Genomic DNA, 26,680 nt, shown 5'->3' with positions numbered 1-26,680 from the left:
CCGGAGACCGGATCTGTCGGAGGTCGCAGGTAATCTGAATAGGCCATGAACTCTTCACTTGCCGCCCTCGACGAATCCACTCTGAGCGTCCGAGGACGTGAACTTCTCGACGGACTCAATCCGCAGCAGCGGGCTGCGGTCTTGCACACGGGTGCGCCGTTGCTGATCGTCGCAGGTGCAGGGTCAGGTAAGACGGCTGTCCTGACCCGCCGGATTGCGTTCCTGCTCGCTGAACGCGGTGTCACCCCAGGTCAGATCCTTGCGATTACCTTCACGAACAAGGCCGCCGCCGAGATGCGGGAGCGCGTCATCGACCTCGTCGGGCCGCGCGCGGCATACATGTGGGTCTCGACGTTCCACTCCACCTGCGTGCGGATCTTGCGCGCGCAGTCAGCCCTGCTTGGCAATCGGAACTCCAACTTCTCCATCTACGACGCCGACGACTCCCGTCGGCTGCTCGGCATGGTGGTGCGCGATCTCGATCTCGACCCAAAGAAGTTCAGCCCGCGCGGCGTCGGCACCCAGATCTCCAACTTCAAAAACGAACTCAAAGGCCCCGACGACGCCGCGGCCGAAGCATCGGCCGAAGGTGAGGGGGCGGCAGCGGGCATCATCGCCCAGATCTACGCCGAATACCAGCGCCGCCTCGCGTCGGCCAATGCCTTCGACTTTGACGACTTGATCGGAGAGACCGTCTCCCTGCTGCAACGGCATCCGGCAGTTGCCGAATACTATCGGCGCCGCTTCCGCCATGTGCTGATCGACGAATACCAGGACACCAACCACGCCCAATATGTGCTGGTCCGGGAACTGGTCGGTGCCGACGTCAACACCGAATCTGACGTCGAACCGTCGGAACTGTGCGTGGTTGGCGATGCCGACCAGTCGATCTACGCCTTCCGTGGTGCCACCATCCGCAACATCGAGCAGTTCGAGGTCGACTATCCGAACGCCGAAACCATCCTGCTGGAGCAGAACTACCGATCGACGCAAACCATCCTGTCGGCGGCCAACGCGGTGATTTCCCGCAACGGCAACAGGCGCGAGAAGAAACTGTGGACCGACTCGGGCACCGGCGACCCAATCGTCGGCTACGTCGCCGACTCCGATCGCGACGAAGCCGCGTTCATTGCTAAAGAGATTGAAGAACTCGTCGACTACTCGATCGGCGGCTCATCGACGCATACCTACGCCGACATTGCCGTCTTCTATCGCACCAATACCGGGTCACGCCCGCTTGAGGAAGTCTTTGTTCGGCACGGCATCCCCTACAAGGTGGTCGGCGGAACCAAGTTTTACGAGCGCAAGGAGGTCCGCGACATCGTCGCCTACCTGCGCGTAGTCGCCAACCCCGACGACGCCGTTAGCTTGCGACGCATCCTGAACACGCCGCGCCGAGGTATCGGCGATCGCGCGGAAGCCGTCGTGGCCGTGCACGCCGAGAACCTCGGAATCACTTTCTATCAAGCGCTCATCGACGCCACCGAGAACCGCGTCGCCCTCTTGAATACGCGGGCCGTTAAACAGATCACCGGATTTGTGAACATGATCGAGGGCCTGCGCAGCGATTTCCTGATGGCATTCGGTGCCGTCGGCGGGGATGCGGACGAGGCCATTGCCGACGCCACGACCGAAGGCGCCGATGTCGGTGACCTCGTGGACGCGATCGTCGACCGCAGCGGCTACCGCGAGGAGTTGGAAGCCTCCAACGACCCGCAAGATGCCGCGCGCATGGACAACCTCAACGAACTGATCGCCGTCGCCCGTGACTTCAGCGTCGAGGCGGCTCAGAGCGCCGAAGAAGAAACCGATCTCGACGATCAGGTGGAGCCCGGCGACGTGGTCGGCGACGGTGAACCTGAGCCGGGGTCCCTCGCTGCATTCTTGGAAAAGGTCGCGTTGGTTGCCGATGCCGATCAAGTACCCGACGAAGGTGAAGGCGTCGTCACAATGATGACCCTGCACACGGCGAAGGGCCTGGAGTTCCCGGTGGTCTTTGTGACCGGCTGGGAAGACGGACACTTCCCGCACATGCGTGCCCTCGGCGACCCGGCCGAACTAAGCGAGGAGCGTCGTCTGGCTTACGTCGGCATCACCCGTGCCCGGCTAAAGCTGTATTTGACGCGAGCCCTGTCGCGCGCCTCGTGGGGGCAGCCGGTGTCGAATCCCGTATCCCGATTCCTGGAGGAAATCCCGGCGCACCTTCTCGACTGGCGTCGGGTCGAACCGAAGCGCGGTATGCGTGAGTTCGGCTCCCGCGGCGGCAGTTTCGGCTTCGGTTCGACGACGGGCGGCAGCAGTACCGAGTCCGGTTTGGGTTCGGGCTTCCGCGGGCGGTCGTCGTACTCGTCCGATCCGACGCGGGGTCGCAACAAGATGGTCAACTACGAAGTTGGTGACCGGATGAACCACCCGCAGTACGGGATGGGGAAGGCAGTCGCGAAAGAAGGCAGCGGAGTCACCGAACGGATCACGTTCGACTTCGGCGGCAAGGTTGGTCGAGTCACTTTGATGACAACCGGCGGACTACCTGGCGAAAAGCTGTAGTTTGGCGGAAGCCGTGGACCTAGAGCGAAAAGGTGCTCTGGCGAAAAGGCGGTAGAGCGAAGGGACCTATCCGGTGAGGGCGGAGAGGCGAATGCCCATCTTCGCAAGCCACACGGCAGGATCGACCTTGACCATGGATCCGCCCTTGGGAATCCAGCGCTCGAAGTGCAGGTGCGGGCCGGTGGAGAAGCCTTCGGAGCCGACCATGCCGATGGTGTCGCCCGCTGTGACCGTCTGTCCCTTGTGAACGAGTACGCCCGAGGATGCCATGTGGCCGTACATGGTGATGGTGCCGTCGGCAGCCTTGATCTGAATCCAGTTCCCGTAGCCGGAGGCTGGGCCCGCGTCGACAACGACACCGTCGGTGGCGGCGTGAATGGGGGTACCCAGCGGTGCCGCCATGTCGATTCCGCCGTGGAACGAACCCCAGCGGGGAGCGAAGGCGGACGTGAGCTGGTAGCTGCCGAGGGGCAGTGGACTCGAGATCAGCGGCTTCTGCTTGGCGGCGATTGCGGCAGCCTGAGCCTTGGCAAGGGCAGCGCCCTGCTTGAGCTGAGTCTTGTAGGTGTTCATGTCCGACTCAGCCGAGGCGGCAACCACGCCGACGGGACCGTCGTCGTTGGTGACGTTGCTGGCGTTCGCGATGCCGAGCGCGTCGGCGGGAGCGGGGTCGGCCGGTGCTTCGGCGATGGGGCTGGCCTGATCGCTCGAACCGGAACCGGTCACGGCAATGGCGGTAGCGCCAGCGGCAATCGCAAACAATGCGGTGCGGGCGCGGAGGGCAGACGATGGTGCCGCCAGGCGGTGCTTCGGCTTATTGCGCTCAGGCGCAGGTGCGCCGACCGGGCGGGGTGCCACGTCGACTGCAGTCTCGCGAGGAAGCAGAATTTCGGTGGTGCTGACGTTGTCGTTGCCGAGGGGGCCGGCAGTGCTGCCGAGTCCGATGCGCAGATTCTTCGACAGCTGCGGGAAATCGCGCGTCGAAGGAGTGTCGGTAGAGGTGGACAAATCGGACGGAGAGGGAGTGTGGTCCTGGCGGGCTGCTGTGCCGTCACGGTCGAGAAGGCTCCGTGTTGCCAAGTTGTTCACCTCAAAAATCTAGTCCTGCATTCATCGGCGGGCGGGTCGCTCGTCGTGACCTAGTCGTTACCAACCTCAATGACGGTAGCCAAAGGTTGGCTTGAAGTCCACCGGTTGGTTTTGTGACGTCCCGGATCTCGTGACGATTTGGCCTTATTTAACGTGCACAATTTAACGTGCACACGGGGTTACTCGCCAGTAGCGGGTGAGATGTCGCACAAGGAGGGGGCCGCGTGTGAATACGACACGGTGGGGGCACTAGGGTTGCCTATGGTCCGCGCTACACCGAAGCGGGCAATTAAATTACTTCAGATGGTGAGCTGAATGGATCTCTTCGAATACCAGGCGAAGGAACTGTTCGCCAAGCATGGGGTACCCACCACACCGGGTCGGGTCACTGACACTGCCGCCGATGCGCGGGCTATTGCCGAGGAAATCGGCAAGCCTGTGATGATCAAGGCGCAGGTCAAGGTCGGCGGCCGCGGCAAGGCGGGTGGCGTCAAGTACGCCGCAACCCCTGATGACGCACAGACGCACGCTGAAAACATCCTCGGGCTCGATATCAAGGGCCACGTCGTTAAGCGACTCCTTGTCGCCGAAGCCAGCGACATCGCCGAGGAGTACTACATCTCGTTCCTGCTCGATCGCGCCAACCGCACCTACCTGGCCATGTGCTCGGTCGAAGGTGGCATGGAGATCGAAGAGGTCGCGGCAACCAAGCCTGACCGCTTGGCCCGCATCGCCGTTGACGCCGTCAAGGGCGTCGACCTGGCATTCGCCCGCGAAATCGCCGAGCAGGGTCACCTGCCCGCTGAGGTCCTCGACGCGGCAGCCGTGACGATCCAGAAGCTGTGGGAAGTCTTCGTCGCCGAAGATGCCCTGCTGGTTGAGGTCAACCCGCTCGTCCGCACCCCGGACGATCAGATCCTCGCACTCGACGGCAAGGTCACCCTCGACGAGAACGCAGAGTTCCGTCAGGCCGACCACGCTGAGTTCGCCGACATCGATGCGACTGATCCGCTTGAGCTCAAGGCCAAGGAGAACGACCTCAACTACGTCAAGCTCGACGGCGAAGTTGGTGTTATCGGCAACGGTGCAGGTCTGGTCATGTCGACCCTCGACGTTGTCGCCTACGCAGGCGAAAACCACGGTGGCGTGAAGCCGGCGAACTTCCTGGACATTGGCGGCGGCGCATCGGCCGACGTCATGGCCGCTGGCCTCGACGTCATCTTGGGTGACGCACAGGTCAAGAGCGTCTTCGTGAACGTCTTCGGTGGCATCACCGCCTGTGACGCTGTTGCCAACGGCATCATCGGCGCGCTCGCCAAGCTGGGCGACACCGCAAGCAAGCCGCTGGTGGTTCGCCTCGACGGCAACAAGGTCGAGGAGGGTCGCAAGATCCTAGCTGAGGCCAACCATCCGCTGGTGACCGTGGCTGAAACCATGGATGCCGGTGCCGACAAGGCCGCCGAGCTGGCGAACAAGTAGGAGACCACAAGACTCATGTCGATCTACCTGAACAAGAACAACAAAGTCATCGTCCAGGGCATCACCGGCGGCGAAGGCACCAAGCACACCGCGCTGATGCTGAAGGCCGGCACCAATGTCGTCGGTGGCGTCAACGCCCGCAAGGCCGGAACCACGGTCTCGCACGTCGACGCTGACGGCAATGCGGTTGAGCTGCCCGTCTTTGCTTCGGTTGCCGAGGCAATGGAGAAGACCGGGGCTGACACCTCGATCGCCTTCGTTCCGCCAGCCTTCTCGAAGGATGCCATCATTGAGGCCATCGACGCGGAGATCCCGCTGCTCGTGGTCATCACCGAGGGCATCCCGGTGCAGGACTCGGCTTACGCCTGGGCCTACAACGTGGAGAAGGGCGCCAAGACCCGCATCATCGGGCCGAACTGCCCCGGCATCATCACCCCCGGTGAGGCACTGGTCGGCATCACGCCGAACAACATCACCGACAAGGGACCGATCGGCCTCGTGTCGAAGTCGGGCACCCTGACCTACCAGATGATGTACGAACTGCGTGACCTCGGTTTCTCGACTGCCATCGGCATCGGCGGCGACCCGGTCATCGGTACCACTCACATCGACGCCATCGAGGCCTTCGAGAACGACCCGGAGACCAAGCTGATCGTCATGATCGGTGAGATCGGTGGCGACGCTGAAGAGCGCGCGGCCGACTACATCAAGGCCAACGTCACCAAGCCGGTCGTCGGCTACGTGGCTGGCTTCACCGCTCCGGAAGGCAAGACCATGGGCCACGCTGGCGCCATCGTGTCGGGCAGTTCCGGTACGGCGCAGGCCAAGAAGGAAGCCCTCGAGGCAGCCGGTGTCAAGGTCGGCAAGACGCCGTCCGAGACCGCAGCGTTGGCTCGCGAGCTCTTCGCGGCACTGTAGATCGAATCTGCTGGCACTCGCGGCCAGACACAAGCTAAACCCCGGGGCGGCATTGCCACCCCGGGGTTTTTGCTGTGAGGCATAATTGATCGGTGATAACAGGATTGGTTTCGGGTGCGGTAACTCGCGTGCTCGGCATACCGCGGGCGGTGATTCGCGGCGTGCTGTCTGAGGCGATTGAGTTCCTCACCGTGGAGATCGACCTGACCGAAGTGCTTGTGTCTGCTGTCGACCTCAATCGAGTGTTGAAGGAAGTGGATCTGCAGGCGGTCGTCGAGCGACTCGACCTGAATGCGCTGCTGGCAACCCTCGACTTGCAGAAGATCCTCGAGGGCATCGACCTCAACCCGTTGCTGGAATCCCTCGATCTGAACCCCGTGGTGCAGAAACTAGATCTGAACGGCCTTATCGCGGGGGTGGATCTGAACAAGGTGGTCGGAACCATCGACATTGACGGCGTTCTCGAACGCGTCGATCTGGTGGTCGTGGGTAATCGGGTCATTGAGGGCGTCGACCTGTCGTCAATCGTCCGCGACGCCAGCTCAACAGTCACGACAGAAATGATCTCCGACGTCCGGAGCGGTAGCGAGCGAGCCGACGATGCCGTGGATGGCTTCGTCGATCGAGTGTTGAGGCGGAAGCCAAACCATGAAGGGTGATCGGCGGGTCGCCGGAATTGTCACCAGGGGCATCGCCGCCGTCATCGACTGCTTCGTGATTATCGCGGCCCTCGGCATCGGGTACCTGATTACCGCATTCATTCTGTTCTCCATCAAGGGCACCAGGTTCAGCTTTCCGGAGGTGAGCTGGTGGTTCACCACAACGACGTTTTTCGCCAGCTCGTTTGTTTACCTCGTGGTCTGCTGGTCCATAACGGGACGCACCATCGGGAACGTGCTGATGGGGCTTCGCGTAGTGCGGATCAGCGGTCGACGACTGCATTTTGTTCAGATCCTGTTGCGCGCGGCCGCATACTTGATGTTTCCATTCGGCTTGTTCTGGGTGGCGCTGTCGCCGCGACGTCTGTCACTCCAGGACGCGCTGCTGCGGACCAAGGTGGTTTACACCAGCGACGACTAACGAACCCGGCCGGGATCGGGCATCATCGGGCGTATGCGTACCGATAGGCCTGATGCTTCGACGTTGATCGACGCCGTCGTCGACCCTGGTTCGTTTCAGTTGTGGACGCCGCCCGACGAACCGGAGTCGGTCGTCACCGGACGCGCCACTGTCGCTGGGCATGCAGTGGTGCTCGTGGTCAGCGAATTTGCAATCGCGGGTGGTTCCATCGGCGCAGTGGCCGGGGCCCGCATTGTCGAGGCTATCGGCCGAGCGACGGCGCAATCGCTGCCGCTGGTTGCGCTGCCAGCTTCCGGCGGCACGCGCATGCAAGAGGGGACACCCGCATTCCTGCAGATGGCGGCAATCACCGCCGCCGTGAACGACCACCGCGACGCGGGCCTGCCGTACATCGTTTACCTGCGCCATCCGACCACCGGCGGGGTATTCGCATCGTGGGGCTCCCTCGGGGACATCACTTGGGCGCAGCCCGGGGCGCTCACCGGTTTTCTCGGACCCAAGGTGTACGAGGGGATCTACGGGGAGCGGTTCCCCGTGGGTGTCCAGACCGCCGAGAACCTGCTCAGCCACCGACTGCTCGACGATGTCTTCGCCGCGGAGGAACTCGGGTATCGGCTCGCGCGGGTGCTCGGCGCACTCGACCCGGCGCCCGATAGTGTTCCGGCCGAACGGTCGCACAGCCTCCTGGCCAGGCCGGTCGACGACGCGTGGTCGGCGGTGGTGGCGACTCGTCGTGATGGCCGACCCGGCCTCGTCGAACTTGAAGAACACCTCGGCGCCGTGCCCATCGCCGGTCCCGGTCCGGTGCGAGTATCGATTGTCCGGTTTGGCGGTAGGCCGACCATCCTGGTTGGACAGGACCGAGCGATTCAGGCTGCGGGCGAGCCCATCGGGGCCGACGACCTGCGGATCGCGCGCCGAGCCATCGGCTTGGCTGCCCGGTGGCGATTGCCGCTGGTGACTGTCGTCGATACCAGCGGTGGTGAGCTTTCGCAGGCTGCGGAAGAATCGGGTCTCGCGCGGCAGATCGCGGCGTCGACCTCGGAGCTGCTGTCGGCACCGGTTCCGACGGTGTCGATTCTGCTCGGGCAGGGGACCGGTGGTGCTGCGCTGGCGATGTTCCCGGCCGACCGCGTGATTGGGGCGGCCGATGCCTGGCTTTCTCCGTTACCGCCGGAGGGTGCCAGCATCATCATGCACGGCGATACCGACCATGCCCCTGAGATGGCACGCGCCCAACACATTTGGGTGCCGGAACTGTCCGAGCTGGGCATCGTCGACCAGGTTGTCAATACCCTTGACGAGGTCGTGACGGCAGTCGATGAGTGGGTGGCGTCCGGTCCGCGGCCGGATCGGGCGGGTCGTGTTCGCGTCGGGCGATAAACTGGCGACGACATGACTTCCGAAACCGCCCCGTCGCCGCGTCCAGCCACCAGACGTGAGCAGGCGAAGGCAGCTCGCCGCGTAGAGATTTTGGCGGCTGCCGCGCAGCAGATGGCGCAGCGGGGCTACGCGGGCATGCGGTTGGAAGATATCGGTGCCGCCGTTGGGATTAGCGGCCCAGCCATGTACCGGCATTTTGAATCGAAGTCCGAATTGCTCGACACCATCCTGGTCGACGTCAGCCAACGACTCCGCGACGGCGGTCAGCTCGCCGTCGAAGAGGGTGGCACCCCGACCGAGGTGCTTCAGCGATTGATCGGCTTCCATATTGATGTGCTCGTGACCCGCCCCGACCTCATTAGCATTCAAGATCGGGACCTGTGGTCGCTGTCGGACGATGCCCGCCACCAGGTGCGTCGACTGCAGCGCAGCTACGTTGAACTGTGGGTAGATGTGTTGGTGCAGCGGGCGGCCGACCGCGGCGTCGAACTTGAGGCTGTTGAAGCACGAGTGCGGACGCATGCCATGTTCGGTCTGCTGAACTCGTCGCCGCGCCTTCCGGCCTTCCCTCTCGATCGCCTCCGTACCCTCCTGTCCGCCATGGCCATGGGTGCCTTGGACGGCTAGTCGCTCCGCTCCTGCCGTTCTCGCATGATGCGTCGATTCCCGCACTATGTCAGACATAGTGCGGGAATCGACGCATCATGCGAGAACGGGCAGGGACGCGTTTAGTGGAGCGTGAACTCGTGGCGTTTGCGGTCGAAGGCGATGGGGTCGACGCCGTCGCGGATGCGGCTGGCTAGGTCGGGGTTCGCCAGGTGCAGGCGGCCGACGGCGATCAGGTCGAACTCGCCGTCGGCAATGCGGTCGGCGGCGCCGTCGAGCGAATGGTCCGGGGCCGTGACGGGTTCGGACTGCTTGCTACCGGCCAACGGCGTCGGCAAGGTGCCTGCCGGCATGCCCGCGCTGCCAACCGCCATCGCCGCTTTGCCCGTCAGCTTCTTGGCCCACCCGGCGAGTCCGAGGTTGCTGCCCTCAAACGCCGGGGTGGTGAAGTAGCGGATGCTCGCGTCGAAAACGTCGACGCCCGCGTCGGCCAAAGCGCCAAGCAGCACGCCCAACTCCTCGGGTGTGTCGGCGATCCGGGCCGTGTAGTCCTGCTGCTTGTGCTGGGAGAAGCGGTAAAAGATGGGGAGGTCGTCGCCGATCTCAGCGCGGACCGCGCTCACCACGGCGGCCGGGAAGGCGGCACGACGCTCCAGGTCGCCACCCCACCGGTCATCGCGGCTGTTGGTATCGGCCCACATGAAGGCATCGAGTAGGTAGCCGTGGCCACCGTGGATGGCAATCCCGTCGAAGCCCAGATCCACCGCGTTGCGAGCACTTGTGACGTATCCGGCGATCACCTCCGCAATGTCCTCATCGGTCATCGGGCGCGTCTCGGGACGGCAGAAGTCGATGTACTTTTCCGAATAGCCGGTGCGTCCGGGCGTACCCCAACGGCCCGACGGTCGCATCGGGGTGATCGCCGGGTCCACGCGGGCCATCGCACCCCACAGGGGTCCGACGTGCCAGAGCTGCGGAATGATCAGCCCACCTTCGGCATGCACGCCGTCGACCACCGACTGCCAGCCGGCCAGGGCTTCGTCACCGTGCAGACGCGGAACATCGGGGCTGTCGACGGCCGACGGGTGGTCGATCGCGACCCCTTCGGTCACGATCAGGCCCGTGCCACCAGCGGCACGCTTGCGGTAGTACTCGGCAACATCGGGTCCGGGGATCCCGTTGGGGGATTGCTGGCGCGTCATCGGCGACATCACCAGTCGGTTCGGGACGGTGAGGTTGCGGATGGTGAGCGGGGACAGCAGTGAGGTCACAGTTTTCCAATCAGGTTAAAGAAGTCTGGCGTCTTGTCTTCGCGCAGGCGGACGAGGGTGCGGTAGCTGATCAGCCACTTGTCGCCGACCAGCCGGTACTCCTCGTGGTAGTGGCCGTAGCCATGGAGGTGTTCTTCGTGGTCGCCGTTGGTCCACCACAGATGGTCTTCCATCGCCCAGATTCCGCGGGCGGTGGTGTTGGACGTCAGCTCAATTTGCGGAGTGTGGCCGTGGTGCACCGAAGTGATCGGGATGTGCCCGTCAAGCAGTCTCTTGATGGCTGCGGTCAGCGGGCCGGGACCGACAACGCGGTTGGACACGCCGTCGGAGACTGGCTGCTTGTTAGCGGGGAGACCGCCCCAGGTTTCGGAGACAACATCGTCGGTGTGCAGGGTTGGATAGATCTCCCATTCCTTGCAGTCCATGCAACGGAGTCGCTCGGCAAAGGTGTTCTTGATGCATTCGATTGCCCACAGCTTCTCGGCTGGGGTCAGCGTGATTTCTGTAGTCATAACTGGACTCTACTTTCGTCGCGCGGGCGTCGAGATCGAATGTCCACTGACCGGGACCTCTTGTTCGAAGCTTTTTTGTGGATGACTAGCGATTGTGCCCGCGCTCACGTATTCTCTAACTCAGTTAATGGCTACTAACTGAAAGGGTGGGCATGGCTGCCTCGACTTCATTCGACGCGCACCGCGCCAATGTGGCGGAGTTGCGGGCAAATTTGCTCGCCGCTTCGCAGGGTGGCAGCGAGAAGGCGCGCGAGCGGCACCTCTCGCGCGGGAAGATCCTGGTCCGCGATCGCATCGATGCGCTGATCGACCCAGGCTCACCGTTTTTGGAGGTTGCGCCGCTGGCCGCGCACGAGATGTACGACGGCAAGGCACCGTCCGCTGGCGTGGTCGCGGGTATCGGCCGCATCCACGGCCGCGAGTGCATGATCGTCGCCAACGACGCCACCGTCTCTGGCGGTACGTACTACCCAGTCACGGTGAAGAAGCACTTGCGCGCGCAGGAGATCGCCGCGCAGAACCGACTCCCGTGCATCTACCTGGTCGACTCCGGCGGCGCGATGCTCCTGAACCAGGACGACGTCTTCCCCGACCGCGACCACTTTGGGCGCATCTTCTTTAACCAGGCCAACATGAGTGCCGCGGGCATCCCGCAGATCTCGGCGGTCTTGGGTTCTTCGACGGCCGGTGGCGCGTACGTGCCCGCGATGAGTGATGAGAACGTGATCGTCCGTAACCAGGGCACGATCTTCTTGGCCGGGCCGCCGCTGGTGAAGGCCGCGACCGGTGAGGACGTCACCGCCGAAGAACTCGGCGGCGGCACCATGCATTCGACGGTTTCCGGCGTCACCGATCACCTGGTCGACAACGACGAGCAAGCCCTCGCCAAGGTCCGCGAAATCGTCGCAACGTTTGGCCCGCGCGACGCCGCGCAGTGGGACACCGTCCCCACTCGTTCACCGCAGCGCCCCCAAACCGATCTGTACGACGTGGTCCCCACTGATCCACGCATCCCGTACGACGTGCGCGAGGTCATCGAGATCCTGTCCGACGGCGGCGAGTACACCGAGTTCAAGGCGGGTTACGGCACGTCGTTGGTCACCGCGTTCACCAAGATTCACGGCCATCCGGTGGGCATTGTCGCCAACAACGGGGTGCTGTTTTCGGAGTCGGCGCTCAAGGGGGCGCACTTTGTGGAACTGTGCGACCAACGTCGGATCCCGCTGCTGTTTTTGCAGAACATCACCGGCTTCATGGTGGGACGCCAGTACGAAGAGGGCGGCATCGCCAAGAACGGCGCCAAGATGGTCAACGCCGTCGCCTGCGCCCGCGTACCCAAGCTGACGGTGATGATCGGCGGTTCGTTCGGTGCGGGCAATTACTCGATGTGTGGTCGCGCGTACTCGCCGCGGTTCCTGTGGATGTGGCCCAACGCGCGCATCTCGGTGATGGGTGGCCCGCAGGCCGCCGACACTCTTGCCACCGTGCGCCGCGGCGGCATCGAGCGGTCGGGTGGGTCTTGGTCGGCCGAGGACGAAGAGTCTTTTAAGGCCCCCATCCGCGACCAGTTTGAGACGCAATCCACCGCGTACTACTCCACCGCACGCCTGTGGGACGACGGCATCATCGACCCTGCCGACACCCGCACCGTCCTCGGCCTGGCCTTGGAAGCGTGCCGGTATGCACCGCTGACCGACCCCGCCTACGGCGTCTTCCGGATGTGAGAGGCAACCACATGAACGCTCCTGCAAACACCCGCACTCCCGTCACCCGCACGCGCAGCATCCGCAAGGTGCTCGTCGCCAACCGCGGTGAAATCGCCTGCCGCGTTATCGATACGCTGCGCCAGATGGGCATCAAGTCGGTCGCTGTCTACTCCGATCCGGATGCAGATGCGCCCCACGTGAAGGCAGCCGACGAAGCGGTTCGCCTCGGCCCAGCCGCTGCGGTTGACAGCTACCTGCGCATCGACGCCGTGATCGAAGCGGCCAAGATCACCGGGGCCGACGCCGTCCATCCCGGTTACGGCTTCCTGTCCGAGAATCAACAGTTCGCGAAGGCCCTGGCCGACGCGGACATCATCTTCATCGGCCCGCCCGCGTCGGCGATCGCGACGATGGGCGACAAGATCACCGCCCGCGCCGCCGTCACCGCCCGTGATGTTCCCGTGGTTCCCGGCATCTCCCGTCCGGGTCTCACCGATGAGGAATTGATTGACGGGGCCGACGGCGTCGGGTTCCCCGTCCTGATTAAGCCCAGCGCGGGTGGCGGCGGCAAGGGTATGCACCGCGTCGAAGACCTTGCTGGCCTGCCCGAAGCGTTGGCGACGGCACGACGCGAGGCGGCCTCTGCGTTCGGTGACGACACTTTGTTCCTAGAGCATTTCGTGCTGACGCCCCGCCACATCGAAGTGCAGATCCTGGCCGACAACCACGGCAACGTGATTCACCTCGGCGAACGCGAGTGTTCGCTGCAGCGTCGCCACCAGAAGGTGATTGAGGAAGCGCCGTCGGCCCTGCTCGACGAGGCCACTCGGGCTCGGATTGGCGAGGCGGCCTGCGACGCCGCACGCAGTGTCGGGTACACCGGCGCGGGCACGGTGGAGTTCATCGTGTCGGCCACCGCGCCCGACAAGTTTTTCTTCATGGAGATGAACACCCGCCTGCAGGTGGAGCACCCCGTTACCGAAATGGTGACCGGCGTCGACCTCGTGGAACAGCAGGTCCGGATCGCGCGCGGTGAAACCCTCTCGCTGACGCAAGACGACATCGTGCTGACCGGGCATGCCATCGAGGCCCGCGTGTACGCCGAAGATCCCGCGCAGGGTTTCCTGCCGACCGGTGGCTCCGTGTCGCGGCTGACGTGGCCTACCCATGCGTCGATGGGGGGTCGCGAAGGGAGCATTCGCATCGATAGCGGCATTGTCGCCGGATCGGTGATCGGTAGCGACTACGACCCGATGTTGGCCAAGGTGATCGCCTATGGTGCCGACCGTGCCGAGGCCATCGACCGACTCGACGAAGCTCTCGCCGACACGCGTCTGCTGGGCGTGGTTAGCAACATTGATTTCTGTCGACACGTCCTCGCCATGCCCGAAGTTCGCGACGGCGTTCTCGACACCGAACTCCTGGACCGCATCGCCGTCGACTACACCGCACCCGAAGCCGACCCGCGCGCCCTCGTTGCGGCGACGCTCGGTGCACTCGACCTCGGTACCCCGGACGATGTGTGGTCGTCGGCGCTCGGCTTCCGGATCGGCGCGCCGTCGCCCGTCGTGGCACGACTGTCGGGGGCACAACTGTCTGGGGCTGGCCGCCGGTACACGGTGTCCGCGCAGATCACGGATACCAGCCCCGGTCTCCTCGACGCCGACGTGACGATTGAAACCAATGTCGACGAAGACGAAGCGCAGCCGGAGAGCTGGAACGCACCCGTCCGACTCCGCCAAGTGACGCCCGGTGTCTTCGACCTGGTTTTTGACGGTCGTTCGCGACGCTGGGAAGTGCTACTCGACGCGGCCGGCGGTCGTCGTTGGGTCTCGGGGCAACCGGGAACGTGGATTTTCCAGACAGTCCACATGCTTTCCGACCACGATGAGGGGGAGGCTGCGGGCAGCGTCGTCAGCCCGATGCCGGGGACCGTGGTTGCGGTGCCGGGCGTCGACGGCGACCCCGTTACCGCGGGCGATCCGCTAGTGGTTGTGGAGGCCATGAAGATGGAACACACGCTCCGCGCACCGGTCGATGGAACAGCGTCGATCAGTGTGCGCGTCGGCCAGAAGGTCGATGCGCAGCAGTTGCTCGCGCATGTTTCGGCATAGCACCAACAGAACTTTCGAATACGGCACGTACGAACAAGAAGGATTGTCGATCAGATGGAACTGACTCAGGAATACACCGACCTGGTGAACACGGTGCGCGACTTTGCCCAGTCCGTGGTGGCGCCGGTCTCGGCCAAGCACGACGAGGAGAAGTCGTTCCCGTACGAGGTCGTCGCGCAGATGGGCGAGATGGGCCTGTTCGGTTTGCCGTTCAGCGAAGAGTTCGGCGGCATGGGCGGCGACTACTTCGCGCTCGCTTTGGCGCTGGAGGAACTTGGCAAGGTCGACCAGTCGGTGGCGATCACCGTCGAAGCTGGCGTCGGGCTCGGTGCCATGCCGATCTACCGCTTCGGCACGCAGGAGCAAAAGGAAACCTGGCTCCCGGATCTCCTAGCGGGTAAGCATCTAGCCGGATTCGGGCTTACTGAACCCGGTGCCGGATCCGATGCCGGGGCCACCGTCACGACCGCCCGCGAGGACGGCGACGAGTGGGTCATCAACGGCAACAAGCAGTTCATCACTAACTCGGGCACCGACATCACGTCGCTGGTCACGGTCACTGCGGTGACGGGGGAGCGCAGCAACGGCAAGAAGGAAATCTCGACGATCATCGTGCCTGCCGGTACCCCGGGCTTCACCGCCGAACCGGCCTACAACAAGGTCGGCTGGAATGCCTCGGACACGCATCCACTGAGCTTCGACGACGCCCGCGTGCCGCGCGGCAACCTGCTCGGCGAGCGGGGCCGCGGTTACGCGAACTTCCTGTCGATCTTGGACGAGGGGCGCATCGCGATCGCCGGACTGGCGACGGGTGTGGCGCAGGGGTGCGTCGACGAGTCGATCAAGTATGCGCGCGAGCGCAAGTCGTTCGGGAAGCCGATCGCCGAGTACCAGTCGGTGTCGTTCGCGATTGCCCGGATGGAGGCCCGCGCGCACGTTTCGCGGATGGCGTACTACGACGCTGCGGCAAAGATGTTGGCTGGCAAGCCTTTCAAGAAGGAAGCGGCGATCGCGAAGATGGTCTCGTCGGAGGCGGCGATGGACAATGCGCGCATGGCGACGCAGATCCACGGCGGCTACGGCTTCATGAACGAGTACCCGGTGGCGCGCCATTACCGCGACTCCAAGATCCTTGAGATCGGTGAGGGCACCACCGAGGTTCAGCTCATGCTGATCGCCCGATCGTTGGGATTGAACGCATGACTGAGGGCAAGCGCGTCACACAGCGCGGACTCTGGTTTGAGGAGTTCGAAGTCGGAACCATCTACGAGCACCGGCCCGGACGTACCGTCACCGAAGCGGACAACACATTCTTCACCGCTCTCACCATGAACACCCAGGCTCTGCATCTGGACGCCGCATGGTCGGCGACGCAGCCGGGATTTGGTGGACAACGCCTGGTGAACTCGATGTTCACGTTGTCGACGATTGTGGGACTGTCGGTGGCGCAGCTGACCCAGGGCACCCTGGTAGCCAATCTGGGTTTCCACGAAATTGCTTTCCCGGCACCGATGTTCGCCGGTGACACCCTGTACGCCGAAACCGAATGCACCGGCAAGCGACTGAGTAAGTCGCGGCCCGGTGAGGGCATCGTCGACCTGACGCACATTGGGCGCAACCAAGACGGGGTGCTGGTGGCGCGGGCTTCGCGGTCCACGCTGGTGCGCGTGCGCCCGGAAGGGGAATGACGATGGCCGCGAAAGAAGCGTGGACGCCCGCGGGCCCGGCACTTCTGTTCTGTCCCGCCGACCGCCCCGAACGGTATGCGAAAGCACTCGATCGCTCGGACGTGGTGATCCTCGATCTTGAGGATGCTGTCGCGCAGGCCAACAAGGCGCAGGCGCGGTCAGCGCTTATCGGCAACCCGATTGCCGCCGACCGCGTCATCGTCCGCATCAACCCGGCGGACAGTGTCGAGCATCAACTGGATCTCGATGCGGTGCAGGCGACGTCGTACCGCGTGGTGATGCAGGCCAAGGTGGAGTCGGTCGCGCAGCTCACCGCGCACGGGCTACCCACTCTCGCGCTAATCGAAACCCCGCTCGGGGCTGTGCGCGTAGAAGAAATCGCGTCCGCACCGAACTGCGTCGGACTCATGTGGGGTGCCGAGGATCTGGCTGCGGGTATGGGTGGTACGTCCAGCCGGTTCGGCGACGACGAAGCCAATACGGGTAGCTACCGCGACATTGCCCGGCATGTGCGGGCCCGCGTGCGACTGGCCGCCGCCGCCTTCGGTGTTGCTGCGATCGACTCCGTTCACATCGATATTGACGACGTTGACGGCCTCGTTGGTGAAGTTCGCGATGCCGTCGCTCAGGGATACACGGCCACCGCATGCATTCACCCGAGTCAGGTTCAGCACATCCGGGCCGGGTACGCGCCAGCACCCGAACGCGTTGAGTGGGCGCACAAGGTGATGGCTGGTGCCGTAGAGAACGATGGCGGCGTCTTTGCCGTCGACGGACAGATGATTGACGGACCGGTGATTGCGCAGGCACGCGCGGTCTTGGCCCGTGTGACGACCGACCCCCGCTGATCCGAATAGGAGCGCACCTTCCATGACTGCCTTCGACACTTCACTCTCGTATGCGGCGGGCGAATCGCAGCCGCCACTGCTGACTCAGACGATCGGGACGACGCTTGCCGCCACGACCGCCAAGTTCCCGGACTCCGACGCGCTGATCGATGCGGCGGTGGACCGCACCTGGACCTACGCCGAACTGCGTCGCGACGTGATTTCTTTGGCCGCGGGCCTGGTGCGGCACGGGGTCACGACCGGGGACCGCGTTGCCCTGTGGGCACCCAACCGTTTTGAATGGGTGCTGACGCAGTTTGCGGCAGCGGAAATCGGCGCGATCCTGGTGGTCCTGAACCCGGCGTATCGGCGAAGCGAAGTGGCGTATGCGCTGAAACAGTCGGGCGCAACGCTGGTGCTGACGGCCGAGAAGTTCCGGGACGCCGAGTACGCCGTCATGATCGACGACGTCCGCGACCAGGTTCCCGACCTGCGCGAAGTGGTGGTCTTCGAGTCGGACACGTTCGCCGAAATGTTGACGGAGCCGTCGTCGGACGAGGTCACCAAGGTTGCGGAGTTGGCCGCAGGTCTCACCGACGACGATCCGATCAACATTCAGTACACGTCGGGCACCACCGGCGCGCCGAAGGGCGTCACCCTGACGCACCGCAACATCGGCAACAACGGCTACATGGTCGGTGCGCTGCTCGACTACACCGAAGCCGACCGCATCTGCCTGCCTGTGCCCTTCTACCACTGCTTCGGCATGGTGATGGGCAACCTTGCGGCGATCGCCTTCGGCGCAACGATGGTGATCCCGGGCCCTGGCTTCGACCCGCGGGACACCCTGGGGGCCGTCGAAAAGTACCGCTGCACCAGCCTGTATGGCGTGCCGACCATGTTCATTGCGGAGTTGGCTGCGCTTGATGCTGGCGCCGGGAGCGGAGCGAGCGGGCCAAAAGTAGCTGGCGCCGGGAGCGGAGCGAGCGGGCCAAGTGTAGCTGGCGCCGGGAGCGGAGCGAGCGGGCCAAATGTAGCTGGCGCGGAATTCGACTTGTCGTCGTTGCGGACGGGGATCATGGCGGGATCTCCATGCCCGGAGCAGGTGATGCGGCGGGTGCTCGATGAGATGAACATGTCGCAGGTGTCGATTTGTTACGGGATGACCGAGACCAGTCCGGTGTCGACCCAAACGCGTATGGACGACGACGTGGACCTGCGCGTGGCCACCGTGGGGCGCGTGGGCCCGCACTTGGAAATCAAGATCATTGATCCGGTGACCGGCGAGACGCTGCCCCGGGGCGAGACCGGTGAGTTCTGCACGCGCGGGTACTCGGTGATGAAGGGGTACTGGAAAGACCCAGCAAAGACTGCCGAAGTGCTCAGCGAGGAAGGCTGGATGCGGACCGGCGATCTCGGGGTAATGGGTGACGACGGCTATGTCCGCATCACCGGACGCATCAAGGACCTAGTGATTCGCGGCGGCGAGAACATTTATCCGCGCGAGGTGGAAGAGTTCCTGTACACCCATCCGGACATTATTGATGCCCAGGTCATCGGTGTCCCCGACGAGAAGTACGGCGAAGAACTCATGGCGTGGATTCAGCTCCGCGAGGGCGCATCGCCGCTGACCGTCGACGACGTCCGCGCGTTCGCGACCGGTCACATCGCCCGGCATAAGATTCCGCGGTATGTACACGTCGTTGACGAGTTCCCGATGACGGTCACGGGCAAGGTACGGAAGGTGGAAATGCGCGCGCAGTCGATCGAGTTTTTGGGGTTGAGTAAGTGACCGTAGTTGCACGGTTCGCGGAGCAGATGAGCGCCCGCACCGGTCAAGATCTCTCCACCTACGGTGCTTTGTGGCAGCAGTCGGTCACTGATCTGCCGGGCTTTTGGCGGGGCGTGTGGGACTTTTTCAATCTCGACGCGATCGCTGAAACCCCTTTGGCTGCAGGCGATTCCGCTGTTCTCGCCGACGACTCCATGCCCGGTGCCGTGTGGTTCCCGGAGGTGAAGCTCAACTACGTGGATGCGATTCTGCGGCACGCGGGTCTACCGGGCGAGGCCATCGTCGGCCTTGATGAGGACGGTAACCGCTGCGCGATCACGTGGGCCGAGTTGCCGACCCGCGTCGGCGCGGTGGCGCATGCCCTGCGTGAAGCTGGTGTTGGTGTTGGAGACGTGGTCGCGGCCTACCTACCGGATCTTCCGGAGACGGTGATCGCCTTCCTCGCGACCGCGTCCCTGGGTGCCATCTGGTCCGGGTGCGGCCAGGACTATGCACCCGAGGGTGCGGCGGGACGCCTGGCGCAACTCGACCCGAAGGTCTTGATCTCGGCAGCCGGTTACCGCTACAACGGCCGCGATATCGACAAGCGTGCCGAGTCGGTGGAACTAGCGAGCCTGCTCGGCGAGAACCTCACCCACATCATGGTCGGCGACCCGGGCGCTCACTCGGTGACGCGGTGGTCGGACATCGTGGCCGACACCGACCACCTTCCCGAGCCGCTGAAGGTCCCCTTCGACCACCCGCTGTGGGTCCTATTTTCGTCGGGCACCACGGGCAAGCCCAAGGGCATCGTGCACGGCCACGGCGGCGTCGTCCTGGAACACCTCAAGGCGGCAGCCATCCAGTCCGACCTCACCGAGCAGTCGGTGTTCTTCTGGCAGACCGCGCTGAGCTGGATGATGTGGAATTACCAGGTGGCGGGGCTGCTTGTTGGGGCGCGCATCATTACCTACAGTGGTTCGGCCCTCTATCCGGATGCCGATCGACTGTGGCAGATCGTCGAAGGTGAGCGTGTCACATTCTTTGGCACCAGTCCCGGACAACTGCAGGCCAGTCGCAAGGGCAACCTGCACCCCGGCACCGACCACGACCTGTCGTCGTTGACCCTGCTCGGCAGTACAGGCTCCACACTGGCCGCCGACCTGTTCGACTGGGTCGACGACAACGTGAAAGCCGGGCTCCCGATCTCCTCGATTAGCGGCGGCACGGATGTCGTGAGCGCCTTCGCTGGCGGAAGCACCGGCGTGCCAGTGGTGGCCGGAGAACTGTCGACGCGGTATCTGGGCGTCGCGTTGGAGAGCTGGTCGCCGTCGGGCGAGCCGCTCGTGGACGAGGTCGGCGAGATGGTTATCACCGCACCGATGCCGTCGATGCCCGTCATGTTCTGGAACGACCACACCGGCGAGCGCTACCGCAATGCCTACTTCACGCACACGTGGGAGGGGGAGGGGCCCGCGAAACCCGTTTGGCGACATGGCGATTGGGTCACAGTTACAGACCGCGGATCGTTGGTTATTCACGGCCGCAGCGATGCCACGCTCAATCGGCACGGCATCCGCATGGGGTCGGCAGACATTTACGAGATCGTCGAAGGCATTCCTGAGATCGCCGAAGCCTTTGTCCTGGGAGTCGACGGCCCGCCCGGCAAGTACTGGATGCCGCTGTTTGTGACCCTGGTGCCCGGTGCTGAGTTCACCGACGAACTTACCTCGCGGGTCGCCAGTGAAGTGAAGCAGAAACTGTCGCCGCGGCATGTGCCTGACGAAATCGTCGTGGCACCCGGTATCCCGCATACGCGGACTGGGAAAAAGCTCGAAGTCCCGGTCACCGCGATCCTCGCTGGCCGCAGTGAAGTGAATATCGACCCCAAGTCCGTTGATGATTATGCGCTGATCGATTGGTATGCCGACCAGGGGCGCAAGCATCGTTGGTGAGCCGAACAGCGGATGGTCACCCGCGGGATGTCGGGGTTGTGTATTAGCGTTGACGGAGTTCGACGGTCATCAACACCGGTGGCCCACATCTCACTAGGAGTATTTGGATGACTTATCCGCAGTCAGGTTCTGGCTACGGCCAGGGCGACGCCGGAGCCCAGTCGGCATACGGTCAGCAGCAGTACGGCCAGCAGCAGCAGGCCGGCTACGGACAGCAGCAGTACGGACAGCCGCAGGCCGCTTATGGTCAGCAGCAGTACGGTCAGCAGCAGTATGGCCAGCAGGGCTACGGTTACCAGGCGCCTAAGCCAGCCGGCCAGGGATTGCCCGCTAACACGACGACCATCCTCGCGGGCGTTATCGGCGGCCTCGGCGTCATCATGCTGTTCCTCGGCTTTTTGGCCGGAGCGAAGGCTGAGGGCTACCGCACCACGGTGACGGCCAAGGTTTTCGAAACCAACTTTGTCGGCCCTTACGTCCTCCTCGCCGTCGCTGGAGTCCTCGCGCTGGTCACGTTCTTGCTGGGCCGCGAGAAGTGGGTTGCGGGCGGCGTGTTCGCACTGACCACGGTGTCGGCGCTGGTGACGATCTTCCAGTTCTCAACTGTCGAGTACGACAAGGGTGTCGGCGCGATCCTGCTCCTCATCTTCTCGATCCTTGCCTTCCTTGCCTCTGTCGTTTGGCTCCTGATCGAGGGTGGGCAGATCAAGACCGCTCCGGCTGTCGCCGCTACCCCGGGTGCCGCTGACGCTTCGGCTCAGCAGTACAGCTACGGCCAGCAGGCACAGCAGCCTGCCGCATACGGCCAGTCCGATCCGGCCGCACAGTCGCCGTACGGCCAGCCTGCCCAGTCGGGTTACGGCCAGCCGTCGTCGCCTTCTAACCCGGCTCCGGGTGCGAGCGATTCCACCACGGTGTTCCAGCAGCCGGACAACGGCCAGCAGCAGTAGTTTTCAGCTCCGCCGGAAGCGGTGCGAGAGGGTTCTCTGACGAACCTTCTCGCACCGCTTTCTTGTTTTTGGACATAGTTTCCTGAGCGCGCGGCGCGTCGAGAGGCACCGCTCGGCGGGGCATGACACTCTCGAACGTGATGTCTGCGCCTTCCACCGAGAACTTGGCGACCCGTCTGCGACAGGTCCGCCTGGCTAAGCGTGTGGACACGGCCCCGAAACCGCCCGTCACCTGGCATGTCATCAAGGTGGCACTGACGGTTCCGACCATCGCGTGGCTAGCCATTGCCGTCGTCGTGCTGATTGTGAAGTTGGCTGCTGGCGATGGCTTCTCCGGTATCGGCGCAGTCACTGCTGCCGGCTGGCTCGCCGTCAACCAGACGGCGCTGATGATCGGCGGCGTCACGATCGGCGTCTTGCCGTTGGTGCCGACCCTGCTCGTTGGCTACGGCACCTACCGGGTGGTGAAGCGGGCGACCGCCGAGTCAGGTTCCTTCAACGAACTTCTCAGCATCGCCGGTACCGCTGTGGCGGGCCCGTTGTTGGCGACGGCGTTGGCGCTTGCGGTGGTGGCCGACGGTGCGTCGGCCAGTGCGATCGGCAATCCCAATGCGTTGGCCGCTTTCGGCACCACCATCCTGGTGCACGGTGTGGCCGCCATGTGCGGCCTGCTGCCCCGGGTGGTGCAGCCGTTCTTGGAAGAGTTCGCGATCCCCGCATCCGACCGCGTTGGTGCGCGCGGCGGCGCGGCCGCATTTGCGGTGCTCATAGTCGGTGGGGCGCTGGCCGTGTTCTTCGGTTACCTCACCCACTTCGGTGCGATCGGTGACCTGATCGCCGACGGCAACACCTTCGACGGTTACCTCGGCCTCACCGGGCTCTCGATCCTGTATTTGCCAAACATGGTGATCGGCGCTGCGGCGATGACCGTCGGTGCCAGCGCGACGTTCGGCGGTACCGTTCTCGATTCCTTCAGTACTTACGTTGGTGCGGTGCCTCCGCTGCCGGTAGCGGGCGTGGTCCCGACCAACGACCTCGGTGCCGCCGGGGCTCTCATGTTCGCGGCGCCAATTGCCGCCGGGATTCTCCTCGGTTGGTACACGCGCAGTGACAACGTGAAGGCCCACTTTCGAGCGATCGGCGTCGGCGCTGCCCTCGCCTCGGGCCTCATGGTCGTCGTAACCGCAGTTTCGGGTGGCACGCTCGGCGAGATAGGCAAGGTCGGCGTCAGCATTCCCGTCGCCGGCGTCTTCACGTTCACGTCGGTCGGCGTCACCGCGGCGCTGGTTGCGGGTGTGCTTTGGTTGGTCGGCCGCCGCGGTACCCCCGTTCAGGTGGAGGTCGACGGCTCCGACGAAGCAGAACTGGACGAGCCGTTCTTCGACGAGGACGACGACTTCGAGCAGATCGCCGAGTCGGATGTCGAGGTTGATGAGCTCGATGTGGAAGACGAGTTCGCAGAGGAAGATGCGGAAGAAGCTGAGGGAGCGTCCCCCTCAGCCCCTGCCGACGACAAATAGTCCGCGGTGACCCTTCACGGGGACGCCCCCGTATTCAACTCTCCGAGTGCGACCGAGTTCAGCCACCCCCGCTCTCCGAGTGCGACCGAGCGCAGCCATCCCCGCTCTTCGAGTAACGACCGAGCGCAGCGAGGGAGTGTATCGAGGAGGCGCTCCTCGATACGCCGACTCCGCTGCGCTCCGTCGGCTACTCGGAGACCGGAAGGTACGACTGTGCGTGCGTCCCTCGCTCTCCGAGTAGCGACTGAGCGGAGCGAGGGAGTGTATCGAGGAGCAGCTTGGACCTCCCGCAACGCTGGGAAACGGCAGGAACTAAGCTGTACGGCGTGACATCAGCCCAGGACGCACGTGTGCCCGTAGTCGTCATGGCATCCGGAACCGGATCGTTGATGGCCGCCATTCTCGACCTCGCCGCTACTGCCGACGCACCGTTCCAGGTGGTTGGGGTTGTCGTCGATCGGGATTGCGCCGCCGCCGACCGGGCAGTCGACGCCGGGCTTCCCGTCGTCCTGTGTGAACTCCGCGACTATCCCGACCGCGCTGCATGGGATGCCGCTCTCACCGCGGCCGTGGCCGAACTTGCACCCGAGTGGGTCGTGACCGCGGGTTTCATGAAGATCCTGGGTGTCGACTTCCTGGCGCGTTTCGGCGGTCGGATCCTCAACTCTCATCCCGCGCTGCTGCCAGCCTTCCCGGGCGCGCACGGGGTTTCCGACGCCCTCGCATACGGCGTCAAAGTCACCGGTAGCACGGTTCATCTGGTCGACGGCGGCGTCGACACCGGACCGATCCTCGCGCAGCGCATCGTGGAGGTGCTGCCCGACGATTCTGAAGAGACCCTTCACGAACGAATTAAAGAAGTCGAACGCGTCTTGCTGCCAGAAGTAGTGAACGCGGTCGTGACCCGTGGCGTTGTCACAGACGGACGAAAGGCCCACATCAAGTGAATGCACCCGCCGAATCCGGAGCCCGCGCAGTTAAGCGCGCCCTGATCAGTGTTTACGACAAGAGTGGGCTCGCCGAGCTCGCGACCGGCCTGCATGCTGCGGGCGTCGAGATCGTCTCGACCGGTTCCACCGCGAAGACCATCGCCGCCGCTGGCGTCCCGGTCGTCGAGGTCAGTGAACTGACCGGCTTCCCCGAATGCCTCGAGGGGCGCGTCAAGACGCTGCACCCCCGCGTGCACGCTGGCATCCTCGCCGACACCCGCAAGGAAGACCACCTGGCGCAGCTCGTCGAACTCGGCGTGACCCCGTTTGAGCTGGTCATCGTAAACCTGTACCCGTTCACCGAGACCGTCGCCTCGGGTGCCACGCCCGACGAGTGCATCGAGCAGATCGACATCGGCGGCCCCTCGATGGTCCGCGCTGCCGCGAAGAACCATCCGTCGGTGGCCGTTGTGGTTGATCCGACCGACTACGACAAGGTTGCTGCCGCAGTTGCCGCGGGCGGTTTCTCGCTCGCCGCTCGCCAGCAGTTGGCCGCCAAGGCCTTCCGCCACACCGCCGACTACGACGTCGCTGTCGCGTCGTGGATGAGCTCGGTTGTCGCCCCCGACGCTGAGAGCGATTTCCCGGTGTGGGCCGGTGCCACGTGGACTCGTTCGGCCACCCTGCGTTACGGCGAGAACCCGCATCAAGCGGCCGCGCTGTACGTCGACACTCACGCCGCACCGGGCTTGGCTGAGGCCGAGCAGTTGCACGGCAAGGAGATGTCGTTCAACAACTACACCGATGGTGACGCCGCTTGGCGTGCTGCTTACGACCACGATGCACCGGCAGTCGCGATCATCAAGCACGCTAACCCGTGTGGGATCGCGGTTGGCGCTGATATCGCCGAGGCTCACCGCAAGGCGCACGCGTCCGACCCCGTCAGCGCCTACGGCGGCGTCATCGCCACCAACCGCGAGGTGTCGATCGAGATGGCCGAGCAGGTCGCCGAGATCTTCACCGAGGTCATCATTGCTCCCAGCTACGCCGATGGCGTCGTCGACGTGCTGTCGCGCAAGAAGAACATTCGCATCCTGATTGCCCAGGCACCCACCGAGACCGGGTTGGAAATGCGACCCGTCTCCGGCGGCCTCCTGGTGCAGCAGCGCGATGTGATCGACGCCGAGGGCGACGATCCCGCCAACTGGACCCTCGCGACCGGCGAAGCCGCCGACGAGGAGACCCTGCGCGACCTCGTCTTCGCGTGGCGTGCTTGCCGTGCGGTGAAGTCGAACGCCATTTTGCTGGCCCACGACGGTGCGTCCGTCGGCGTCGGCATGGGCCAGGTCAACCGCGTTGACTCGGCGCACCTGGCCGTCAATCGTGCGGGCGACCGCGCGAAGGGCTCGGTCGGCGCATCGGATGCCTTCTTCCCGTTCTCGGACGGTCTGCAGGTCCTGATCGACGGCGGCGTTCGCGCCGTGGTCCAGCCCGGCGGATCGGTGCGTGACAACGAAGTGATTGAGGCGGCCAAGGCTGCTGGCGTCACGATGTACCTGACCGGCGCACGCCACTTCGCTCACTGAGCATCGCCGAACTCCTCGGCCTCGTCCTCGCCGGTTTCGGTGCGGGCGTCGTCGGGTATGTGACCGGGCTGGCGTCGCTCGTCAGCTATCCGGCACTCCTAGCGGTAGGACTTAACCCGTTGGCCGCCAACGTCACCAATACGGTGGCGTTGGTGGCCGTCGGCGTTGGGAGCATGGCGAAGTCGGGCAGGGAACTGGTCGGCGGGGAGCGCGGGCGGTCGTTGGTGCGGTGGTCGTTGTTCGCGATTGCCGGCGGCATCGTCGGTGCCGGACTGCTGCTGTTGGCCCCGCCGGAAGCATTTGGCTACACCGTCCCCTATCTGGTTGGGCTCGCGTCTATTGCGCTGCTCTTGCAGCCTTACCTGCGGCAATGGGTACAAAAAGGCGGTGACCGCCCCAACCTGTGGTCGGCGGCGGTCTTCGTCGTCTCGATCTACGGCGGCTACTTCGGTGCCGGTGCAGGCGTCATCTTTCTGGCCTTCGCGATGCTGTTGACGTCGCTGCCGCTGTGGCATTCAGTACTGCTGAAGTCGGCGCTCCTGGGTGTCGCCAACGCCGTCGCCGCCATTGCCTTCATCATCTTCGGTCCGGTCCACTGGCCCGCCGCGATCGCGATGGGTATCGGTTGCCTGCTGGGCGGCTGGATCGGTCCGCCCCTCGTCGCACGACTGCCCGCCCAGCCCCTGCGGATCGTGATTGGGCTGAGCGGGATCGGGTTGGCCGTGTGGTTGGGCGTGTCGGGCTAGCGG

General features: G+C 64.3%; 22 protein-coding genes. 19 read left to right on the top strand and 3 right to left on the bottom strand.

The window, feature by feature from the left end; all coding sequences use genetic code 11:
• The first annotated feature begins 45 nt into the window (after positions 1-45).
• Positions 46-2,547: a UvrD-helicase domain-containing protein gene (locus AC1L34_RS10525; protein ID WP_424295027.1), complete on the top strand. Its 2,502-nt coding sequence runs from the start codon at positions 46-48 to the stop codon at positions 2,545-2,547.
• Between the two features lie 66 nt (positions 2,548-2,613).
• Here AC1L34_RS10525 and AC1L34_RS10520 read toward each other — a convergent pair whose 3' ends face one another.
• Complete coding sequence (locus AC1L34_RS10520) at positions 2,614-3,636, bottom strand: M23 family metallopeptidase (protein ID WP_480034755.1); 1,023 nt, start codon at positions 3,634-3,636, stop codon at positions 2,614-2,616.
• Between the two features lie 315 nt (positions 3,637-3,951).
• On the opposite strand from AC1L34_RS10520, the gene sucC reads away from it, so the two are divergent.
• The 6 genes from sucC to AC1L34_RS10490 all read left to right on the top strand — a co-directional run bounded on the left by sucC (position 3,952) and on the right by AC1L34_RS10490 (position 9,123).
• Positions 3,952-5,115 carry an ADP-forming succinate--CoA ligase subunit beta gene (sucC, locus tag AC1L34_RS10515; protein ID WP_424295024.1) on the top strand — a complete coding sequence of 388 codons (1,164 nt, stop codon included), beginning with the start codon at positions 3,952-3,954 and terminating at the stop codon, positions 5,113-5,115.
• A gap of 15 nt (positions 5,116-5,130) precedes the next feature.
• On the top strand, positions 5,131-6,033 hold the full coding sequence (sucD, locus tag AC1L34_RS10510) for a succinate--CoA ligase subunit alpha (RefSeq protein WP_424295022.1): 903 nt from the start codon (positions 5,131-5,133) through the stop codon (positions 6,031-6,033).
• A 92-nt stretch (positions 6,034-6,125) separates the two neighbouring features.
• A complete protein-coding gene (locus AC1L34_RS10505; RefSeq protein WP_424295020.1) occupies positions 6,126-6,692 on the top strand; it encodes a hypothetical protein in 567 nt (188 codons plus the stop codon).
• Positions 6,682-7,113, top strand: coding sequence for an RDD family protein (locus AC1L34_RS10500; protein WP_480034754.1), 432 nt, complete (start codon positions 6,682-6,684; stop codon positions 7,111-7,113). Before AC1L34_RS10505 ends, AC1L34_RS10500 begins: the two co-directional genes overlap by 11 nt.
• 33 nt (positions 7,114-7,146) lie before the next feature.
• Positions 7,147-8,496 carry a carboxyl transferase domain-containing protein gene (locus AC1L34_RS10495; RefSeq protein WP_480034753.1) on the top strand — a complete coding sequence of 450 codons (1,350 nt, stop codon included), beginning with the start codon at positions 7,147-7,149 and terminating at the stop codon, positions 8,494-8,496.
• A gap of 12 nt (positions 8,497-8,508) precedes the next feature.
• Complete coding sequence (locus AC1L34_RS10490; protein WP_480034752.1) at positions 8,509-9,123, top strand: TetR/AcrR family transcriptional regulator; 615 nt, start codon at positions 8,509-8,511, stop codon at positions 9,121-9,123.
• A 101-nt stretch (positions 9,124-9,224) separates the two neighbouring features.
• Here AC1L34_RS10490 and AC1L34_RS10485 read toward each other — a convergent pair whose 3' ends face one another.
• Both AC1L34_RS10485 and AC1L34_RS10480 read right to left on the bottom strand, forming a co-directional pair.
• The gene (locus AC1L34_RS10485; RefSeq protein ID WP_424323759.1) at positions 9,225-10,313 is read right to left on the bottom strand and encodes an oxidoreductase; all 1,089 of its coding nucleotides are present in this window, start codon (positions 10,311-10,313) and stop codon (positions 9,225-9,227) included.
• Between the two features lie 56 nt (positions 10,314-10,369).
• A complete protein-coding gene (locus AC1L34_RS10480) occupies positions 10,370-10,885 on the bottom strand; it encodes a nuclear transport factor 2 family protein (RefSeq protein WP_424296083.1) in 516 nt (171 codons plus the stop codon).
• A 152-nt stretch (positions 10,886-11,037) separates the two neighbouring features.
• Between AC1L34_RS10480 and AC1L34_RS10475 the strand changes: the two genes are divergently transcribed.
• The 12 genes from AC1L34_RS10475 (at position 11,038) to AC1L34_RS10420 (ending at position 26,677) form a co-directional block, all read left to right on the top strand.
• Positions 11,038-12,609 (top strand): carboxyl transferase domain-containing protein, encoded by a 1,572-nt coding sequence (locus AC1L34_RS10475; RefSeq protein WP_424321918.1) that lies wholly within the window; start codon positions 11,038-11,040, stop codon positions 12,607-12,609.
• Positions 12,610-12,620: 11 nt separating this feature from the next.
• Positions 12,621-14,705, top strand: coding sequence for an acetyl/propionyl/methylcrotonyl-CoA carboxylase subunit alpha (locus AC1L34_RS10470; protein WP_480034751.1), 2,085 nt, complete (start codon positions 12,621-12,623; stop codon positions 14,703-14,705).
• 54 nt (positions 14,706-14,759) lie between these two features.
• Positions 14,760-15,908, top strand: coding sequence for an acyl-CoA dehydrogenase family protein (locus AC1L34_RS10465; RefSeq protein WP_480034750.1), 1,149 nt, complete (start codon positions 14,760-14,762; stop codon positions 15,906-15,908).
• Positions 15,905-16,393, top strand: a complete 489-nt coding sequence (locus AC1L34_RS10460; RefSeq protein WP_424296075.1) for a MaoC family dehydratase — start codon at positions 15,905-15,907, stop codon at positions 16,391-16,393. The genes AC1L34_RS10465 and AC1L34_RS10460 overlap by 4 nt, the downstream gene beginning before the upstream one ends.
• A gap of 2 nt (positions 16,394-16,395) precedes the next feature.
• The gene (locus AC1L34_RS10455) at positions 16,396-17,241 is read left to right on the top strand and encodes an HpcH/HpaI aldolase/citrate lyase family protein (RefSeq protein ID WP_480034749.1); all 846 of its coding nucleotides are present in this window, start codon (positions 16,396-16,398) and stop codon (positions 17,239-17,241) included.
• Between the two features lie 22 nt (positions 17,242-17,263).
• A complete protein-coding gene (locus tag AC1L34_RS10450; protein ID WP_480034748.1) occupies positions 17,264-19,012 on the top strand; it encodes an AMP-binding protein in 1,749 nt (582 codons plus the stop codon).
• A gap of 26 nt (positions 19,013-19,038) precedes the next feature.
• Positions 19,039-20,946: an acetoacetate--CoA ligase gene (locus tag AC1L34_RS10445; protein ID WP_424324226.1), complete on the top strand. Its 1,908-nt coding sequence runs from the start codon at positions 19,039-19,041 to the stop codon at positions 20,944-20,946.
• A gap of 107 nt (positions 20,947-21,053) precedes the next feature.
• Positions 21,054-21,896 (top strand): DUF5336 domain-containing protein, encoded by an 843-nt coding sequence (locus AC1L34_RS10440; RefSeq protein ID WP_424293681.1) that lies wholly within the window; start codon positions 21,054-21,056, stop codon positions 21,894-21,896.
• 140 nt (positions 21,897-22,036) lie between these two features.
• A complete protein-coding gene (locus tag AC1L34_RS10435; RefSeq protein WP_480034747.1) occupies positions 22,037-23,416 on the top strand; it encodes a cell division protein PerM in 1,380 nt (459 codons plus the stop codon).
• 365 nt (positions 23,417-23,781) lie between these two features.
• The gene (gene purN / locus AC1L34_RS10430; RefSeq protein WP_424293684.1) at positions 23,782-24,363 is read left to right on the top strand and encodes a phosphoribosylglycinamide formyltransferase; all 582 of its coding nucleotides are present in this window, start codon (positions 23,782-23,784) and stop codon (positions 24,361-24,363) included.
• A complete protein-coding gene (gene purH, locus AC1L34_RS10425) occupies positions 24,360-25,931 on the top strand; it encodes a bifunctional phosphoribosylaminoimidazolecarboxamide formyltransferase/IMP cyclohydrolase (protein ID WP_480034746.1) in 1,572 nt (523 codons plus the stop codon). The genes purN and purH overlap by 4 nt, the downstream gene beginning before the upstream one ends.
• Positions 25,928-26,677, top strand: a complete 750-nt coding sequence (locus tag AC1L34_RS10420; protein ID WP_424293683.1) for a sulfite exporter TauE/SafE family protein — start codon at positions 25,928-25,930, stop codon at positions 26,675-26,677. The genes purH and AC1L34_RS10420 overlap by 4 nt, the downstream gene beginning before the upstream one ends.
• Positions 26,678-26,680: the final 3 nt, after the last annotated feature.

This window comes from Gordonia sp. 34D (assembly GCF_056682775.1).
Note: the sequence above shows the minus strand (reverse complement) of the source record. Positions and strands in the feature narration are given on the sequence as shown.

Coding starts and splice junctions, on each gene's coding strand:
- AC1L34_RS10525 (WP_424295027.1), top strand. CDS start 46: ATGAACTCTTCACTTGCCGCCCTCGACGAATCCACTCTGAGCGTCCGA.
- sucC (WP_424295024.1), top strand. CDS start 3,952: ATGGATCTCTTCGAATACCAGGCGAAGGAACTGTTCGCCAAGCATGGG.
- sucD (WP_424295022.1), top strand. CDS start 5,131: ATGTCGATCTACCTGAACAAGAACAACAAAGTCATCGTCCAGGGCATC.
- AC1L34_RS10500 (WP_480034754.1), top strand. CDS start 6,682: ATGAAGGGTGATCGGCGGGTCGCCGGAATTGTCACCAGGGGCATCGCC.
- AC1L34_RS10495 (WP_480034753.1), top strand. CDS start 7,147: ATGCGTACCGATAGGCCTGATGCTTCGACGTTGATCGACGCCGTCGTC.
- AC1L34_RS10490 (WP_480034752.1), top strand. CDS start 8,509: ATGACTTCCGAAACCGCCCCGTCGCCGCGTCCAGCCACCAGACGTGAG.
- AC1L34_RS10485 (WP_424323759.1), bottom strand. CDS start 10,313: ATGTCGCCGATGACGCGCCAGCAATCCCCCAACGGGATCCCCGGACCC.
- AC1L34_RS10480 (WP_424296083.1), bottom strand. CDS start 10,885: ATGACTACAGAAATCACGCTGACCCCAGCCGAGAAGCTGTGGGCAATC.
- AC1L34_RS10475 (WP_424321918.1), top strand. CDS start 11,038: ATGGCTGCCTCGACTTCATTCGACGCGCACCGCGCCAATGTGGCGGAG.
- AC1L34_RS10470 (WP_480034751.1), top strand. CDS start 12,621: ATGAACGCTCCTGCAAACACCCGCACTCCCGTCACCCGCACGCGCAGC.
- AC1L34_RS10465 (WP_480034750.1), top strand. CDS start 14,760: ATGGAACTGACTCAGGAATACACCGACCTGGTGAACACGGTGCGCGAC.
- AC1L34_RS10460 (WP_424296075.1), top strand. CDS start 15,905: ATGACTGAGGGCAAGCGCGTCACACAGCGCGGACTCTGGTTTGAGGAG.
- AC1L34_RS10455 (WP_480034749.1), top strand. CDS start 16,396: ATGGCCGCGAAAGAAGCGTGGACGCCCGCGGGCCCGGCACTTCTGTTC.
- AC1L34_RS10450 (WP_480034748.1), top strand. CDS start 17,264: ATGACTGCCTTCGACACTTCACTCTCGTATGCGGCGGGCGAATCGCAG.
- AC1L34_RS10445 (WP_424324226.1), top strand. CDS start 19,039: ATGAGCGCCCGCACCGGTCAAGATCTCTCCACCTACGGTGCTTTGTGG.
- AC1L34_RS10440 (WP_424293681.1), top strand. CDS start 21,054: ATGACTTATCCGCAGTCAGGTTCTGGCTACGGCCAGGGCGACGCCGGA.
- AC1L34_RS10435 (WP_480034747.1), top strand. CDS start 22,037: ATGTCTGCGCCTTCCACCGAGAACTTGGCGACCCGTCTGCGACAGGTC.
- purN (WP_424293684.1), top strand. CDS start 23,782: ATGGCATCCGGAACCGGATCGTTGATGGCCGCCATTCTCGACCTCGCC.